Below are 16,427 nucleotides of genomic sequence, written 5' to 3' on the forward strand. Positions count from 1 at the left end.
GCCCCCGCTGCTGGCCGATGGCCTTCAGGACCGCTTCGACGCCGATCCACGCCGCGACCAGGGCGGTGACGATCAGGGTGATCGCGACCGCGGTGGACCGGGACCGGTGCACGCTCCGACGGCGCAGGCGCCGCTCGAGCGAAGAAGTGCTGCTCATCAGTGTCTCCCCTTTACCGGACCCGGTCCTCGTGCTCACGCACGATCCCGGTCAGTTCGATGTGGGCACTGCCCACCTGCCGCCCCGACAACTCCGACACCCGCGAGCGGACCCGCTCGGCGGCGGCCGAAGCCGCTCCGAGGACGTCCGCCTGGGCGCGGATGGGGCCGGTGACGTCCAGCGCCAGGGCGCCGGCGTGGTCACCGAGTCCGACACGGACTCGCTTCGCGGGAGCGCCGAGCCGTTCGGCTGCGACTGCCCGGGCGAGGGCGGTCAGTGCACGAGCGGTGATCTCGACGCGGCCCGGGACGGAGCTCTGGGCGAGGCCCTCCGGGCCGGCGTTCACCGGGAGCTCCGGCGTCCGGTCAGCACGTCGGTCAGGGCGCCGCGGTCGATCTTGCCCGAGCTGATCGCGGCCACGAGGGCACCGATCGCACCGAACACGATCACCAGGACGAAGCCCCAGAAACCGAACTGCAGGGCCACGACGGCCAGGATGGCGCCGATCAGGGCGCCGACGAGTGTGTTACTCAACGCGCGACTCCTTCTTGTCCTCGTTGTCGTCGTCGTCACCCGGGATGTGGACGTCCTGGACGGTCACGTTGACCTCCGCGACCTCCATGCCGACGATCTGCGTGAGGGCACGGGCGACCGAGGAGCGGACGCCGTCGGCGACCTGCTGCAGCGACACGGGGTACTCGGCGACGATGACCACGTCGGCGGCGACCTGCTTCTCGCCGACCTCGACCTTGACGCCCTGGCCGTAGTCGCGCTGGCCGATCGCGTCGCGCAGGGCGCCGATCGCACGGGCCGCGCCGTTGCCGAGCGAGTGCACGCCGTTGACCTCGCGGGCGGCGATGCCGGCGACCTTCGAGACGACGGTGTCGTCGATCGTGGTCTTGCCCGAGGTCGAACCCGAGGCGTGCGAGCCGGTCGCGCGAGCGGCGGTGGTGGCGGGGGTGGTGTTCGTGGTGTCAGCCATTGGTTGCTCCTTCCGAGGTGTCCGCCGGGCGATCCCAGCGGATGCTGTTCACGAGTGGGACGGACTGCCACCGAGGTTCGTCACGCTCGGTTCGGCGGTTCCAGAGAACTTCCAGCCAGGACGCCAGAACGGCGGTTCTCGTTGTACCCCGTGAGCGGAGGCTCAGGCCCGGCCGCCGATTCCGGCCCGGGTGTTGCGCCGTGCAGCGGAGCGGAGGGCGCGCACGTACGCCATGGGGGACTGCCCGCACTCCTCCTGGAAGAGCTGCTGCAGCCGGCGCGGTCGCACACCGGCGGCCTCGGCGATCTGCTCGACCGTCAACTCGGCGTCGACGTGCCGTTCGATGTGCGCCACGGCCCGTCGCACCCGCCAGGACGACCGGCCCGTCTCGGGCTGCGCCGCGCGCGACGCCCGCAGGGTCGCGGCCGGGTCCTCGCCGAAGCGCTCCCGGTACGCCGCAGCGAAGCGCCCCGGGTTCGTGAAGCCCCACTGCCGCGCGATCGGGGTCACGCCGTCGTCGCCGGCGGCGTGCAGGAGTGCCCGGCGGACGCAGTCCAGGCGGTGGTCGCGGAGGAACCGGTTCGGCGTCGTCCCGAGGGTGCGCGCGAAGACGTCCTGCAGTCCGCGCTGGCTCAGGCCGCACGCGGCGGCGATCTCGGGCACCGAGGGGCGGTCGGCCGCGTGGGCCTCGACGTACCGGATCGCGTCCCGCAGCCGGTTCGCGACGGGGACGTCGTCCCCGCGGTTCCGCACCGGGAAGGTGTCGAGGACGACGGTCGCCAGCCGTCGGTTGAGCGCCGTGCGCATCGGGCCGACCACGCGGTCGTCGAGGAGCGCCGGCGCGAGGTCCTGCACGAGCCGCCGCAGTGGTTCACGCTGCGCGACGGCCTCGTCCTGCTGGTCGAACAGGAGCGGCCCGGGCGGCAGCCGGTAGCCGAGCTCGTCGCCGACGGACCGCAGGAAGGCGTCGGACAGGTGCAGGCCGTTGTAGACGGTGTCCGCCGACTCGAACCGGTAGGCCTCGGATGCCGAGGCGATGTAGGCGCTCCCCGGCTCGATGACCCGGGACCGGTCCGCGAAGTGCATCTCGAGCAGGCCCTTGGTGAGCCAGAACACGACGTGGTCGTCGCGTGGCCCGATGACGCCGCCCCGCCGTCCGCCCTCGGAGCGCATGGTCCGCAGCGTGAGGTCGTCGTCGCCCACGATCGTGTACTCGTAGTGGGTCCCCTCGGTCACGAAGGTGTCCGTCCCGAGGTCACGACCGTTGTACTCCGCGGAGAAGATCCGCTCGTACGAGGTGCCGTCGCCGTCGGTGAACCGCAGTCGGCGGAATCCGTTCGTCGACGAGGTGCTCACCCGCGCATCATGACAGCACTGTCCGGGAACCGCGCTGACGACTACGGATCGCGGACCGCAGACAGGCCCGGACACCCCCGGCCGGGAGGCACGTGGCGGGCCCGCCACGTGCCTCCCGGCCGATCCGCAGCACCTGCGCAAACCGCACGCGGAATACCCCAGGGGGGTACCATGTTGCCCATGCCGGAGGACAGCATGCACGACCACGCGCACGTCGGGTACATCGACGACAAGGACGACCTGCTCAAGCGGCTCCGCCGCGCGGAGGGGCAGGTGCGCGGCATCGCGCGCATGGTCGAGGACGAGACGTACTGCATCGACGTCCTCACCCAGATCTCCGCGGCCAACCGCGCGCTCGAGCGCGTGGCGCTGTCGCTGCTCGAGGACCACCTGCGGCACTGCGTCGCCGAGGCGGTCGCCGAGGGCGGCGACGCCGCCGACGCCAAGGTGCGCGAGGCGAGCGACGCGATCGCCCGCCTCGTGCGCTCCTGACCACCCCTGCTGACGATCCCTGATGCACCGACCGGAAGGAACCCCATGAGCACCGAGACCCTCGCCGTCACCGGCATGACCTGCGAGCACTGCGTGGCGAGCGTCACCGAGGAGGTGTCCGAACTCGAGGGCGTCACCGACGTCGCGGTCGAGCTCGTGCCGGGCGGCTCCTCGGCCGTGACCGTCACCTCCGACCGTCCGCTCGACCCCGCGGCCCTGCGCGCCGCCGTCGCCGAGGCGGGCTACGAGGTCGTGGCACGGTGAGTGACGGGGTCGTCGAGCTCGACATCACCGGCATGACCTGCGCCTCGTGCGCGAACCGGATCGAGCGCAAGCTCGGCAAGCTCCCGGGGGTCACGGCGACGGTGAACTACGCCACGGAACAGGCGCAGGTCGAGGTCGCCGGCCCGGACGCGGCGGACACCGCCGCCCTCATCGCCGCGGTCGAGGCCGCCGGGTACGGCGCGACCGTGCACGCGCAGGCGGCACCCGAGTCGGACGGCGAGGCCCCGCCCGCTGATCCGACCGCGGCCCTGCGGCAGCGACTCCTCGTGTCCGCGGCGCTCGCGGTGCCCGTCGTGCTGCTCTCGATGGTGCCCGTGCTGCAGTTCCCGAACTGGCAGTGGGCAGCGCTCGCCCTCGCGGCTCCCGTCGCGGTGTGGGGTGCCCTGCCCTTCCACCGTGCGGCGTGGACGAACGCGCGGCACGGTGCGGCGACCATGGACACCCTGGTCAGCGTCGGGGTGGGCGCGGCGTTCCTCTGGTCGCTGTACGCGCTGTTCCTCGGCGACGCCGGGCGGCCGGGGATGCACATGGCGTTCTCGTGGTTCGCGACCGACCCCGAGGCGAGCGACCTGTACCTCGAGGTCGCGGCGGCCGTGACCGTCTTCATCCTCGCCGGGCGGTACATGGAGGCCCGGGCCAAGCAGCGCTCGGGCGAAGCGCTGCGTGCCCTGCTCGCCCTCGGAGCGAAGGACGCCTCGGTGCTCCGCGACGGTCCCGGTGGCCCGGTCGAGCAGCGGGTCCCGACCGCCTCGCTCGTCGTCGGCGACGTCGTGGTCGTCCGACCGGGGGAGCGGATCCCGAGCGACGGCGTCGTCCGGGACGGCTCCTCGGCGGTCGACCTCGGCATGCTCACCGGCGAGTCCGTCCCCGTCGAGGTCCGGCCGGGCGACCGGGTGACCGGGGCGACCGTCAACGTGGGCGGTCGGCTCGTGGTCGAGGTCACCGCGGTCGGCGCCGACACCGAGCTCGCGCGGATGGGCAAGCTCGTCGAGGACGCGCAGACCGGCAAGGCCGCGGTGCAGCGCCTGGCTGACCGGGTCTCCGCCGTGTTCGTGCCCGTCGTCATCGGACTCGCCGTCGTCGCGTTCGTCGGGTGGCTCGTCGCGGGCGGCTCGGTGACGGCGGCGTTCACCGCGGCCGTCGCGACGCTCATCATCGCCTGCCCGTGCGCCCTCGGGCTCGCGACCCCGACGGCACTGCTCGTCGGGACCGGTCGGGGGTCGCAGCTCGGCATCCTGATCGGTGGACCGCAGGCACTCGAGCGGACCCGGACGGTCGACACGATCGTGCTCGACAAGACCGGCACCGTGACGACCGGCGAGATGACGGTCCGGGACGTGCGGGCCGTCGCGTCGGCCGACGCCGCCACGGTGCTCGCGCTCGCGGCGTCCGTCGAGGACGGGTCCGAGCACCCGGTCGGACGCGCCGTGGTCGAGGCGGCACGCGTCCGGGGGCTCGACGTGCCCCGCGCGGTGGACTTCCGCGCGGTCCCCGGTGCCGGCGTGCAGGCGCTCGTCGAGACCGGGGACGCCGCCGAGGTCGTGCTCGTCGGCACGGTGTCCTGGCTGACGTCGGACTGGGCGGTCGCGCTCCCCGACGACCTCGCCGCCGCCGTGTCCACAGCCGAGACCGCCGGCGGCACCGCGGTCGTGGTCGCCCGCGGTGGCGCCGCCCTCGGAGTCGTCGTGGTCGGCGACACCGTCAAGCCCGAGGCCGCCGACGCGGTCCGGCGCTTCCGGGAGCTCGGGCTCCGCCCGGTCCTGCTGACCGGCGACAACGCGGGTGCCGCCCGTGCGGTCGCCGAGCAGGTCGGCATCGACGAGGTGCACGCCCGGGCCACACCGGCGTCGAAGCTCGAGACCGTCCGGCGGTTGCAGGCCGATGGGCGGACCGTGGCGATGGTCGGCGACGGCGTGAACGACGCGGCGGCCCTGGTGGCGGCCGACCTCGGGATCGCGATGGGCGCCGGCACCGACGCAGCCATCGCGGCGAGCGACATCACGGTGGTGAGCGGCCGATTGACCGTCGTCGCCGACGCGGTCCGGCTCGCTCGGGCGACGCTGCGGACGATCCGGGGCAACCTGTTCTGGGCGTTCGCGTACAACGTCGCGGCGATCCCGCTCGCGATGGCGGGGCTGCTCAACCCGGTGCTGGCCGGTGCGGCGATGGCGTTCTCGTCGGTCTTCGTCGTGACGAACAGCCTGCGGCTCCGCCGGTTCGCCGCTCGGTCCTGACCGCAGCGACTCCGGGTGTGGGCGGTCGCGCGCGGTGCGCGGCTCCACGGCCGGGCTGGTCGCGCCTGGCGGTCGGCTCCCGCGGGACCGGTCGCGGACGTCCTGGAGGCGCTGCGCGCGTGACGCGCGCGGCGGACGCTGGTCGTGCCTCCCGTCCGACGGTTCCTGCCCATCGCACGTGACGTGGGATGCAGGACCGCGCGTCGGAGGACGGAAGGTCCGGCACCCGATGCGCGGAACGGTCACCCGTGCGCGGAACGGTCCGCCACGAGCGGAACGGCCGCTGTGCGCGCGCCTGTACCGACGGCACTACGCTCGGACGTGGTCCGCGACGCAGCGCTGCGGTGACCCGCGGGCTCGATTGATCGAACGCGATCCCAGGAGGACCGAAGTGACCGAATCTGCTCCCGTCGACCCCACGTCGACCGACGGCTGGAAGAAGCTCGCCGGCATCGCCGACGGCTTCACCCCCGACCTGCGCGGTTGGTTCGACAGCGACCCCGGTCGTGCCGAGCAGTACACGTTCCAGGCCGCCGACCTGACCGTCGACCTGTCCAAGGGCCTCGTGACGCCCGAGATCCTCGACGCGCTGCTCGAGGTCGCGAAGGACACGAAGGTCGCCGAGCGTTTCCGTGCGATGCTCGCCGGCGAGCACATCAACGTGACCGAGGACCGCGCCGTCCTGCACACCGCGCTCCGTCGTCCGAAGGGCATCGAGCCGGCGCTCGTCGTGGACGGCCAGGACGTCGACGCCGACGTGCACGCCACCCTCGACAAGGTCTACGCGTTCGCCGAGCAGGTCCGCTCCGGCGCCTGGACCGGCGTCTCGGGCAAGCGCATCGAGACCGTCGTGAACATCGGCATCGGCGGCTCGGACCTCGGGCCGGTCATGGTCTACGAGGCCCTGAAGCCGTACGTGCAGCCCGGGCTCGAGGCGCGCTTCGTCTCGAACATCGACCCCGCCGACATCTACGAGAAGACCGCGGACCTCGACCCCGAGACCACGCTCTTCATCGTCGCGTCGAAGACCTTCGGCACCCTCGAGACCCTGACGAACGCCCGCCTGGCGCGCCAGTGGCTCTGGGAGCGGCTCGGCCTCACCGACGCGTCCGAGGACGAGAAGTCGAACGCCGTCGCGAAGCACTTCGTCGCCGTGTCGACCGCGCTCGACAAGGTCGCCGCGTTCGGCATCGACCCGGAGAACGCCTTCGGCTTCTGGGACTGGGTGGGCGGCCGCTACTCGGTCGACTCCGCCATCGGGACCTCGGTCGTGATCGCCATCGGCAAGGAGAACTGGGAGCAGTTCCTCGCCGGGTTCCACGCGATCGACGAGCACGTCCGGACCACCCCGCTCGAGCAGAACGTCCCCGTCCTGATGGGCCTGCTCAACGTCTGGTACACGAACTTCCTCGGCGCCCAGAGCCACGCGGTCCTGCCGTACACGCAGTACCTGCACCGCTTCGCCGCGTACCTGCAGCAGCTCACGATGGAGTCGAACGGCAAGCGCGTCCGCTGGGACGGCAGCCCGGTCACGACGGACACCGGCGAGGTCTTCTGGGGCGAGCCCGGCACGAACGGCCAGCACGCGTTCTACCAGCTCATCCACCAGGGCACGCGCCTGATCCCGGCGGACTTCATCACGGTCGCGAAGCCGGCCCGTCCGCTCAAGGACGAGTCCGGCGACGGGAAGGCCGTGCAGCCGGGCCAGGACGTGCACGCCCTGTTCCTCGCGAACTTCTTCGCGCAGACGAAGGCGCTCGCGTTCGGCAAGACCGCCGACGAGGTCCGCGCCGAGGGCACCACGGACGAGGGGATCGTCGCGGCCCGCACCTTCACGGGCAACAAGCCGTCGACGTCGATCCTCGCGCCGGAGCTCACCCCGAGCGTCCTCGGCCAGCTCATCGCGCTGTACGAGCACATCGTGTTCACCGAGGGCACCATCTGGGGCATCGACTCGTTCGACCAGTGGGGCGTGGAGCTCGGTAAGCAGCTCGCGCTGCAGATCGCCCCGGCGGTCGACGGCGACCAGTCCGCGCTCGACGCGCAGGACTCGTCGACCAAGGCGCTCATCGCGAAGTACCTGGAGCTGCGCGGCTAGACCGCGTCACCCCGAGACGGACGGGAGGCGCGTGGCGCGTCCGCCACGCGCCTCCCGTCCGTCTGCCGGGGTCAGCGACCGAGCGGGTCGAGGTTCAGCGACGTGTCCTGGTAGAGCTCCTGGTCGTCACCGAAGACCTGCAGCCCCTGGTTCAGCCAGACGAGGTCCTTCAAGGTGATCCCGAACCGGAGCGCGACGTCCGCGATGAGGTCGCCGGACCGCACCGTGTAGGCCTTCGGCGCTCCGGACGCCGTCGTCGCCGTGACCGGACCCGAGGCGTTCGCCCGCACGCCGCCGTCCACCGGGTGCACGTTCGTCTGCCGAGCGGGCACGGACCACCGCACCGTGGAGACGGCGAGCACCTTGTCGAGTGCGATCTCGACGGGGACGTCCTGCCCCTGCGCGGCGGCCGAGGCGACGACGAGCTCGGTGAGCCCGGACGGGTCGACGCCGGAGCCGTCCAGCGGGACGTCGACCGACTGCGGCCCGGACGTCGGTCCGCCGAGGACGTGGTCCCCGACGCCGTGGTACGTCAGGGCGTCACCGACCTGCCGTGACTTCTCGAAGAACCCGACCCCCACGGGCACCGGCAGCGTCGAGGTGAAGCCCGTGTACTGCGCCGTGAAGGTGTCGTCGCCGTCGGCCACGACCCGGAGGTGGAAGTGGATGCTGCCCTTGGGCGATGCGACGTCGGCCTCGGTGAGCACGGTCCCGGCCGGGATCGGTGTGAGCTCGGGGTCGGGCGCCGCGGCCTCGGTCGGGGCGGGGGTCGGCACGCGCGGGGTGGCGGAGGCGGCCAGTCGCTCGGCGTCGGACGTGCCGTCGGCGGTCGCGGACGGCGTGGGGGTCGCGGTGGCAGACGCCGTCGCCGGGTCCGAGGGCACCGGGAGCGCTCCGTCGGACCCGCGCAACAGCGAGCAGCCGGACAGTGCGACCAGGGTCAGTGCGGCGACGCTGATCGCGGCCGTTCGGTTCATGATTCCCCCTCGGGTCCGAGCGTACCGAGCCGCTCGCGACTGCACGAGTCCGAGGTGCACGGATGTGTCGCCGGACCCATGCTGTCGGTCGGAGCGGCTACCGTCGAGGGCATGGACCGCCACGAGATCCTCGCCGCCGCCGCAGCCGCCCACGCCGCACGGGTCGCGGCCGCCGGCGGGGACGCCACCGACGCCCGACAGCGTGCCGAGGCGGTCGCCGGTCGGGAGCCTGGGTCGGACGCCGCCGACGCTGCGCGGTCGGTCGAGCGCCGTCGCGCGGGAGAGGTCGAGCGCGCGGCCTCGCGGACCGAGGGCGCCCTGTCCGACTGGCACCGGATGGGCACCCGCCGCGGGGTCACACCGGACGACCAGCTCCGGAGCGCGTGGGCCGTCACCGGCGTCCCGGAGTCCGGCGACGCCCGGGCGCTCGCGAACGTCCTGCTGTCCACCGCCGGGCACGCGGGACGGGTGGCGGACGCCGCACGGCGGAACCCGGCGCTCGCGGGGGCTGCGAGTGCCGCGGCCCGTCGGACGGTGCGGCGGTACACGGACCACGGAGCGGGCATGGCCTCGCTCGGGGACGTCCTGGGCGACGGGGCGACGGCAGCCGAGTAGCGCGCCGTGGCGCGGTGACGGTCACGGCTGTGCGGTGCCGTGCGTCTCGACTGGACCGAGGTGCGTTGTGACTCCGCACAACCGGAAGCAGCTCGCGCCACGGGCTTCCGTGGCGCGACGTGCTTCCGGTTGTGCCGAACGTTCCGGCCAGATCGGTCGGCCGCCGACCGACCGACCACCCGCCGGCCGTGGTGCGCGCCCGGGTGATTCGAACGCTCCCGCGCTGATCGGGGCTTTCGTGGAGCGATCCAAACGTCAGATTGGCTTAATGTGTGATTGACAGGACATGGATCGGGGCTACCATCGGTCCCACGCGAAGACGCGCGATCACCCGACGAAGGAGTCACCGCATGGTCGACATCAAGCCGACCGCACCGAAGGTCGCACTGCCCCCGGTGGGCACCGGCCCGCACCGTCGCCGCCTCGGCGTCCTGGCCCTCGTCGCCACGTTCGGCGGCCTGCTGTTCGGCTACGACACCGGCGTGATCAACGGTGCTCTGCTGCCCATGAAGCAGGAGCTCGGGCTGACGAACCTCACCGAGGGTGTCGTCACCAGCTCCCTGCTGTTCGGCGCCGCGATCGGCGCGATGCTCGGCGGCCGGATCGCCGACGGGTGGGGGCGTCGCGGGACGATCATCGCCCTGGCCGTCACGTTCTTCCTCGGCACGCTCATCTGCGTCGCCGCCCCGACCTTCGGCGTGATCGTCGTCGGCCGTGTGCTGCTCGGTCTCGCGGTGGGCGGCGCCTCGACCGTGGTGCCGGTGTTCCTGGCCGAACTCGCCCCGTACGAGATCCGCGGATCCCTGTCGGGTCGCAACGAGCTGATGATCGTGATCGGCCAGCTCGCGGCCTTCCTGGTCAACGCCGTCATCGGCAACCTGTGGGGCGAGGGCAACGGCGTCTGGCGCATCATGCTCGCCGTCTGCGCGCTCCCCGCGATCGCCCTGTTCGTCGGCATGCTCCGCGTCCCCGAGTCGCCCCGCTGGCTGGCGTCGAAGGGCCGCAACGACGAGGCGCTCGCCGTCCTGTCGCAGATCCGCTCCGAGGAGCGCGCGGTCGCCGAGCTCGAGGACATCAAGCGGACGAACGAGTTCGAGGCGACGGTCCAGCGCGAGAGCGGCTGGCGCGTCCTGCTCGGCAACAAGTGGCTCATCCGCATCGTGCTCATCGGCGCCGGCCTCGGTGTCGCCCAGCAGCTGACCGGCATCAACTCGATCATGTACTACGGCCAGACCGTGCTGATCGAGTCGGGCTTCCAGGCGTCGGCGGCACTCATCGCCAACATCGCACCCGGCGTGATCGCCGTCGTCGGTGGCGTGGTCGCCCTCGCGAACATGGAGCGGATCAACCGTCGCACCACGCTCCTCATCGGCTTCACGCTGACGACGGTCTGCCACTTCCTGATCGGCATCGCCTCGGTCGCGCTGCCCGATGGCAACCCGGCACGCCCCTGGGTGATCCTGTTCCTGGTCGTCGCGTTCGTCGGCTCGATGCAGACCTTCCTGAACATCGCCGTCTGGGTGGTCCTGTCCGAGATCTTCCCGACGCAGATCCGGGCGCTCGGCATGGGCATCGCGGTGTTCTGCCTCTGGATCGCGAACGCGTTCCTCGGGCTGTACTTCCCGACGATCGTCGCCGCCACCGGGATCACGGGGACGTTCTTCGGCTTCGGCATCGTCGGCCTGCTGGCGCTGTTCTTCATCTGGAAGTTCGTCCCGGAGAGCCGCGGGCGCACCCTCGAGGAGGTCGAGGAGGGCGTCACCACCGGCAACATCTTCGTGGTCGACAAGAAGCAGGTGCGCGGCTGACGGACGCGCGCACGGGACGGACGGGAGGCGCGGTGCCAGCGGGCACCGCGCCTCCCGTCCGTCTGCCGGTCACCCGGGGGACGCGAGCCCGGGAACCGACGTCGGCGGTGTCGGTACGCTCGGCGGTTGTACGGGTACAACCATGCGCGGAGGGTGGACAGGGTGACCGGACTGCAGGTGGCGGACCTCCCGCCCGCGCTCACGGCCGTCTGTGCCGTCCTGCTCGTCGTGGCGGTCGGCTGTGCCGCGTTCGTGGCCGTCGACGTCGTCCGCCACCCACCGCACATGCGGGTGATGGCGCTCGTCTGGCCGCTCACGATGCTGTTCGGCAGCGTCGTGTGGCTCGTCTTCTACCTGCGCCGCGGCCGGGCGACCGTGGACGGACACGGCCGCTGGGCGGGTACCGCGATCGACACGAGCCACTGCGGTGCCGGGTGCGCGCTCGGCGACCTGGTGGGGGAGTTCGGGCTCGTCGCGTTCCCGGCACTCGGTACCCTCGTCGGGCTCGGCTCGCTGTACCGGGACCCGATCTTCGCGGGCTGGATCATCGACTTCGTGATCGCCTTCGTGGTGGGGATCGCGTTCCAGTACGCGGCCATCGCCCCGATGCGCGGGCTCGGGTGGCGGGACGGGCTCGTCGCCGCGCTCAAGGCCGACACCCTGAGCATCACGGCGTGGCAGGTCGGGATGTACGGCGTGATGGCGCTGCTGCAGTTCGCGGTGCTCCCGGCGGTCCTCGGTGGTCGGCTCGCGGTGACGACGCCCGAGTTCTGGGTCGCGATGCAGCTGGCCATGGTCGCGGGCTTCGTGTGCTCCTACCCGGTGAACGCGCTCCTGGTGCGGTGGGGGCTCAAGGAGGCGATGTGACCGCCTGCCAGGATGAGGGCATGTCGGAGCACGCTGTCCAGGGGATCGACGAGGTCCTCGCCGCCTCCCGGGGGCTCCTCGGGGTCGTCGCCCGGTCCCTGGCCCCCGCGCTCGAGGACGTCACCGTGCCGCAGTTCCGGCTCATCGTCCTCGTCGTCTCCCTCGGGCCGACGCGCTCCGGCGACCTGGCCGACCGGCTCGCGGTCGGCCCCTCGACCCTGACCCGGAACGTCGACCGGCTCGTCGCGGGCGGCTGGGTCGAGCGGCGTCCCGGCACCGACAACCGGCGCGAGGTCCGCATCGCCGCCACCGACCGCGGGCGCGCCCTGGTGGACGAGGTGACCGAGCGCCGCCGTCGTGAACTCGAGGCGATCGTCGCGGGGATGCCCGAGCAGGACCGGGCGGTCGCGGTCGCGGGCATGGCGGCGTTCCGCCGGGCGATGGGGGAGCCGGCGCCCGAGGAGGTCTCCGCCTTCGGGGGCTGACGCCGACCGCTCTTGTGGGGAGCAACAGTTGCATGCGTACAATCATTGTTTGCATGTAACTGATCGGAGGACCGTGCCCGCCCGCTTCCCCACCGTCCATGCCCACGTCCGGCTCGCCGGCACCCGCTTCGGGTCCGCCGCGCTCCGCCTCGCCCTCCCCGCACTCGTCGTCGGCGCCGGCGCCGGGGTCGCCGCCGTCGTCTTCCGCTGGCTGATCGAGCACGCGACGCTCCTGTTCAGCGGCCACGCAGACTACGCCGCGACGACCGGGCACCCGCCGAACCCCTGGGTCCCGTGGCTCGGCGCCGGGTTCGTCGTCCTCGCCCCGGCCGTCGGTGGACTCCTGTACGGACCGCTCATCCAGCGCTTCGCCCGGGAGGCCCGCGGCCACGGTGTCCCCGAGGTGATGTTCGCCATCGCCCGGAACGGCGGCCGGATCCGTGGCGGCGTCGCCGTGGTCAAGGCCCTCGCGAGTGCGATCTGCATCGGGTCGGGCGGCTCGGTCGGCCGCGAGGGGCCGATCATCCAGATCGGTTCGGCACTCGGCTCGACGATCGGCCGGTGGATGCGGATGCCCGAGGGTCGGCTCCGCACGCTCGTGGCCTGCGGCGCGGCCGGGGGCATCTCGGCGACGTTCAACGCCCCGGTCGCCGGGGTGTTCTTCGCGCTCGAGCTCCTGCTCCGCGACTTCACGCCGACGTCGTTCGGGGCGGTCGCCGTCGCGAGCGTCACGGCGGCCCTGATCGGTCGCGCGGCCTTCGGGGACACGGCCTTCCTGCACCTGCCCACGATCGGCGCCGTGACCCCGCCGGAGTACCTGCTGTTCGCCCTGCTCGGGTTGCTCGCGGGCGCGGTCGGCATCGGCTTCACGCGCGTGCTGTACCTGGTCGAGGACCTCTGCGACGTGGCCTGGCGGGCGACCCGGGGCCCGGAGTGGCTGCGGCCCGTGGTCGGCGGGCTGCTGCTCGGCGCGCTGCTCCTGGTGCTGCCGCAGATGTACGGCGTCGGCTACCCGGTGCTCGAGGACGGGGTCGCCGGTCGGTACGCGCTCGGCTTCCTCGCGGTGCTCGTGGTCGGCAAGGTGCTCGCGACCTCGTTGACGCTCGGCATCGGCGGCTCCGGCGGGGTGTTCGCGCCGTCGCTGTTCGTCGGCGCGATGACGGGCGCGGCCTTCGGCGAGGTCGTGGCGTCGGTGGCGCCCGGGATGCACGGCCAGGTCGGCGCGTTCGCGGTCGTCGGGATGGGTGCGGTGTTCGCCGGGTCGACGCGGGCGCCGATCACGGCGGGGATCATGTTGTTCGAGCTGACGGGTGACTACGCCCTCGTGCTCCCGCTGTTCGTCGCGATCGTCGTCGCCACCGCGGTCTCGCGGGTGCTGTCCCGCGACACGATCTACACGCTCAAGCTCAGCCGCCGCGGGGTGGACCTGACCGACTCGGCACCGCTGCCGACCGAGGGTGCCAGGTCGGACGTGCCCGTCGGTGCGGCGGTCCGGCCGCTCGGACCGGTGCTGCCCGCCACGGCGACCGCGGACGAGGCACTCGCCCGGCTCGGTGCGGCGGACGCGGGGGCGCTGGTCGTCGTGGACGCGGACGGTCGCCTGACCGGGGTGGTGACGGCGCGGTCGGTCGGTGACGCGCTGCTCGCCGACGAGGGCTTCGGCACCCGCGTGGTCGGGGACGTCCTGGCGGACGTCGAGGCCGTCCCGGCCGACGCGCGGCTCGCCGACGTCGTAGAGCGGGTCGTCGACGCCGACGGCGGGACCGGACTGCCGGTCGTGGACGGCGACGGTCGGCCGGTCGGGTGGCTGGGCACCACGGACGCGCTGCGGGCCCTGGTTCCGACCCCGTGACGGAGAGGAGGCCCGTGGCGGTGTCGCCACGGGCCTCCAGTCCCTCTGTGGTCCGGACCCGCTACGGGCGCAGGAGGACCTTGCCGACGCGACCAGCGGTGTCGCTGGCGCGGGCAGCGTCACGGGCGTCCTCGAAGACGAAGGTCTCGGAGACGGGGAGCGTCAGCGAGCCGTCGAGCACGCGCGTGATGAGCTCGCCGAAGAGCTGGCCCTTGAGCTCGGCGGGCATGGTCTTGCTGACGACCGCACCCCAGAAGCCCTTGACGGTGAGCTGGCCGAAGATGACCTTGCCCGACGGGATCTCGAGCGTGGGGGAGGCCATCGCGCCGAAGACGACGAGCGTGCCGTTCTCGCCCAACACCGAGGCGATGTCGCCGGCGGCCTTGCCGCCGACGGACTCGACGCCCGCGACGATCGGGGCGCCGCCGGTGATGGCCGCGACCTGGTCCTTCCAGCCGTCCGCGTCGGTGGCGACGATCCGGTCGATGCCCTGGGCGCGGAGTTCCTCGACGCCCTCGGCGCGACGGACCAGGCCGATCACGTTGATGCCGCGGGCCTTGCCGAGCTGTGCGACCATGCGGCCGACGGCGCCGTTCGCGGCGTTCTGGATGATCCAGTCGCCCTCGTGCAGGTCGAGCGAGTGCAGCAGGCTGATCGCGCTGAACGGCATCGAGACGAGCTGCGCGGCGGACTCGTCGTCCATCGCGTCGGGGACCGGGACGAGCCCGGCGGCGTCGGCCACGTAGTACTCGGCCCAGACGCCGAAGGTGCCGCCGGCGACGCGCTGGCCGACCTGCAGGCGGTCGACGCCCTCGCCCAGGGCCTCGACGACGCCGAGCGCCTCGGTGCCGCTGGCGGCGGGCAGCTCGGGCTTGAAGCCGTAGGTGCCGCGGATGGTCCACAGGTCGTGGTTGTGGATCGGGGAGAGGACGGTGCGGACGAGCACCTGGCCGGGGCCGGGCTGCGGGACCGGGCGCTCGGCGACGGTCAGGACGTCGGCGGGCTCACCGAAGGTCTCGTGCACGACGGCGCGCATGGTGGTGGGGGTGGTGTCGGTCATGGGTCAGTCCTCCGAGACGACGATGGTGACGTCGATGTTGCCGCGGGTCGCGTTCGAGTAGGGGCAGACCTGGTGTGCGGCGTCCGCGAGGGCCTGCGCGACGTCGTGCTCGACGTCCGGGATGACGACCTCGAGCATGACGGCGAGCTGGTAGCCGCCCTGGCCGTTCGGGCCGATGGACACGCGGCCGCCGACGGTCGAGTCGGTGATCTTCACCTTCTGCGCGCGGGCGACGCCCTGCAGCGCGGAGTGGAAGCACGCGGCGTAGCCGGCGGCGAAGAGCTGCTCGGGGTTCGCGCCGTTGCCGGAGCCGCCCATCTCCTTCGGGATGGCCAGGTCGTGCTCGACGCGGCCGTCGCTGGTGGCGACGTGGCCGTTGCGGCCTTCGCCCGTGGCGAGGGCCTCGGCGGTGTAGAGGACGTCCATGTGGGTCCTTCCTTCCTTCGTGGGGGTCAGTGGGCCGGCGACGCAGGCCCGGGGCCGGGCGAGGGCGCGTCGGCCGGTGCGTCGGCGGCGGCGTGCATGGTGGACGTCAGGAGCTGCAGGTTCGTGATGAGCTCGAGCGCGGCCTGCTCGTCCGGCAGTCCCATCCCGGCGGCGATGCGCGCGGGGACGTGCGCGAGTTCGGGGCGGATCGAGCGGCCCCTGTCGCCGAGGGTCACGGTGACGACGCGCTCGTCGGTGCTGCGGCGTTCGCGGCGGACCAGGTCGGACTGCTCCATGCGGCGGAGCAGCGGCGAGAGCGTGCCCGAGTCGAGCTGCAGGTGTTCGCCGAGGCTCGACACGGTCTGGTCGCCCTCGATCCACAGGGTCACGAGGACGAGGTACTGCGGGTAGGTCAGGCCCCAGGGCTCGAGCAGCGCACGGTACGCCTGGGTCGTGGCCCGGGACGCCGCGTACAGCGAGAAGCACACCATCTCGTCGGTCACCGGCATGCCCCCAAGTATGCCAGGCAACCCAGTTGTGCACAACCCAATTGCGCGCAGTGCTGAGCTGTGGCGGGTCGCGCTTCCGCAAGACGCAACGTGGGCGGTTCCTCGCAGCGGAACGTCGCTGCGAGGACCCGCCCACGTTGCGTCTTGCGGAAGCGCGACCCGCCACAGCTCAGCACTGCGCGCAATTGGGTTGTGCACAACTGGGTTGCCTGGCATACTTGGGG

General features: G+C 72.5%; 17 protein-coding genes. 9 read left to right on the plus strand and 8 right to left on the minus strand.

Annotated elements, in window-relative coordinates:
• Positions 1 to 170: 170 nt before the first annotated feature.
• The 4 genes from HUN59_RS04175 to HUN59_RS04190 form a co-directional block, all read right to left on the minus strand.
• Entirely contained in the window at positions 171 to 503 is a 333-nt protein-coding gene (locus tag HUN59_RS04175; protein WP_114850590.1) for a hypothetical protein, read from the minus strand.
• Positions 500 to 691: a DUF2273 domain-containing protein gene (locus tag HUN59_RS04180; protein WP_022902999.1), complete on the minus strand. Its 192-nt coding sequence runs from the start codon at positions 689 to 691 to the stop codon at positions 500 to 502. Before HUN59_RS04180 ends, HUN59_RS04175 begins: the two co-directional genes overlap by 4 nt.
• Positions 684 to 1,139, minus strand: a complete 456-nt coding sequence (locus HUN59_RS04185) for an Asp23/Gls24 family envelope stress response protein (RefSeq protein ID WP_114850588.1) — start codon at positions 1,137 to 1,139, stop codon at positions 684 to 686. The genes HUN59_RS04180 and HUN59_RS04185 overlap by 8 nt, the downstream gene beginning before the upstream one ends.
• Before the next feature lie 162 nt (positions 1,140 to 1,301).
• The gene (locus tag HUN59_RS04190; RefSeq protein WP_174777588.1) at positions 1,302 to 2,495 is read right to left on the minus strand and encodes a helix-turn-helix transcriptional regulator; all 1,194 of its coding nucleotides are present in this window, start codon (positions 2,493 to 2,495) and stop codon (positions 1,302 to 1,304) included.
• A gap of 180 nt (positions 2,496 to 2,675) precedes the next feature.
• On the opposite strand from HUN59_RS04190, the gene HUN59_RS04195 reads away from it, so the two are divergent.
• The 4 genes from HUN59_RS04195 (at position 2,676) to pgi (ending at position 7,604) form a co-directional block, all read left to right on the plus strand.
• Positions 2,676 to 2,987: a metal-sensitive transcriptional regulator gene (locus tag HUN59_RS04195; protein ID WP_174777589.1), complete on the plus strand. Its 312-nt coding sequence runs from the start codon at positions 2,676 to 2,678 to the stop codon at positions 2,985 to 2,987.
• A gap of 45 nt (positions 2,988 to 3,032) precedes the next feature.
• Positions 3,033 to 3,251 carry a heavy-metal-associated domain-containing protein gene (locus HUN59_RS04200; protein ID WP_058742469.1) on the plus strand — a complete coding sequence of 73 codons (219 nt, stop codon included), beginning with the start codon at positions 3,033 to 3,035 and terminating at the stop codon, positions 3,249 to 3,251.
• Positions 3,248 to 5,506, plus strand: a complete 2,259-nt coding sequence (locus tag HUN59_RS04205; RefSeq protein ID WP_217483617.1) for a heavy metal translocating P-type ATPase — start codon at positions 3,248 to 3,250, stop codon at positions 5,504 to 5,506. Before HUN59_RS04200 ends, HUN59_RS04205 begins: the two co-directional genes overlap by 4 nt.
• Before the next feature lie 391 nt (positions 5,507 to 5,897).
• Positions 5,898 to 7,604 (plus strand): glucose-6-phosphate isomerase, encoded by a 1,707-nt coding sequence (gene pgi / locus HUN59_RS04210; RefSeq protein WP_058742471.1) that lies wholly within the window; start codon positions 5,898 to 5,900, stop codon positions 7,602 to 7,604.
• Positions 7,605 to 7,675: 71 nt separating this feature from the next.
• Here the strand turns inward: pgi and HUN59_RS04215 are convergent, their stop codons facing one another.
• Positions 7,676 to 8,581 (minus strand): LysM peptidoglycan-binding domain-containing protein, encoded by a 906-nt coding sequence (locus tag HUN59_RS04215; protein WP_174777590.1) that lies wholly within the window; start codon positions 8,579 to 8,581, stop codon positions 7,676 to 7,678.
• A 111-nt stretch (positions 8,582 to 8,692) separates the two neighbouring features.
• Here HUN59_RS04215 and HUN59_RS04220 point away from each other — a divergent pair, with 111 nt between their 5' ends.
• The 5 genes from HUN59_RS04220 (at position 8,693) to HUN59_RS04240 (ending at position 14,208) form a co-directional block, all read left to right on the plus strand.
• Positions 8,693 to 9,196 carry a hypothetical protein gene (locus HUN59_RS04220; protein WP_174777591.1) on the plus strand — a complete coding sequence of 168 codons (504 nt, stop codon included), beginning with the start codon at positions 8,693 to 8,695 and terminating at the stop codon, positions 9,194 to 9,196.
• Positions 9,197 to 9,546: 350 nt separating this feature from the next.
• The gene (locus HUN59_RS04225) at positions 9,547 to 11,004 is read left to right on the plus strand and encodes a sugar porter family MFS transporter (RefSeq protein ID WP_174777592.1); all 1,458 of its coding nucleotides are present in this window, start codon (positions 9,547 to 9,549) and stop codon (positions 11,002 to 11,004) included.
• Positions 11,005 to 11,166: 162 nt separating this feature from the next.
• The gene (locus HUN59_RS04230; RefSeq protein WP_231049394.1) at positions 11,167 to 11,871 is read left to right on the plus strand and encodes a DUF4396 domain-containing protein; all 705 of its coding nucleotides are present in this window, start codon (positions 11,167 to 11,169) and stop codon (positions 11,869 to 11,871) included.
• Positions 11,872 to 11,891: 20 nt separating this feature from the next.
• A complete protein-coding gene (locus HUN59_RS04235) occupies positions 11,892 to 12,356 on the plus strand; it encodes a MarR family winged helix-turn-helix transcriptional regulator (protein ID WP_174777593.1) in 465 nt (154 codons plus the stop codon).
• Between the two features lie 73 nt (positions 12,357 to 12,429).
• Positions 12,430 to 14,208, plus strand: a complete 1,779-nt coding sequence (locus HUN59_RS04240) for a chloride channel protein (RefSeq protein WP_174777594.1) — start codon at positions 12,430 to 12,432, stop codon at positions 14,206 to 14,208.
• Between the two features lie 61 nt (positions 14,209 to 14,269).
• On the opposite strand, the gene HUN59_RS04245 is transcribed toward HUN59_RS04240, so the two are convergent.
• Genes HUN59_RS04245 through HUN59_RS04255 form a run of 3 tightly spaced genes read right to left on the minus strand, consistent with a single transcriptional unit; the run spans position 14,270 to position 16,203 of the window.
• Positions 14,270 to 15,244 (minus strand): zinc-binding dehydrogenase, encoded by a 975-nt coding sequence (locus HUN59_RS04245; protein WP_174779364.1) that lies wholly within the window; start codon positions 15,242 to 15,244, stop codon positions 14,270 to 14,272.
• A gap of 27 nt (positions 15,245 to 15,271) precedes the next feature.
• On the minus strand, positions 15,272 to 15,694 hold the full coding sequence (locus tag HUN59_RS04250; RefSeq protein ID WP_058729284.1) for an organic hydroperoxide resistance protein: 423 nt from the start codon (positions 15,692 to 15,694) through the stop codon (positions 15,272 to 15,274).
• 26 nt (positions 15,695 to 15,720) lie between these two features.
• Positions 15,721 to 16,203 (minus strand): MarR family winged helix-turn-helix transcriptional regulator, encoded by a 483-nt coding sequence (locus tag HUN59_RS04255; RefSeq protein ID WP_174779365.1) that lies wholly within the window; start codon positions 16,201 to 16,203, stop codon positions 15,721 to 15,723.
• Between the last annotated feature and the right edge of the window lie 224 nt (positions 16,204 to 16,427).

Source organism: Curtobacterium sp. Csp2 (assembly GCF_013347165.1).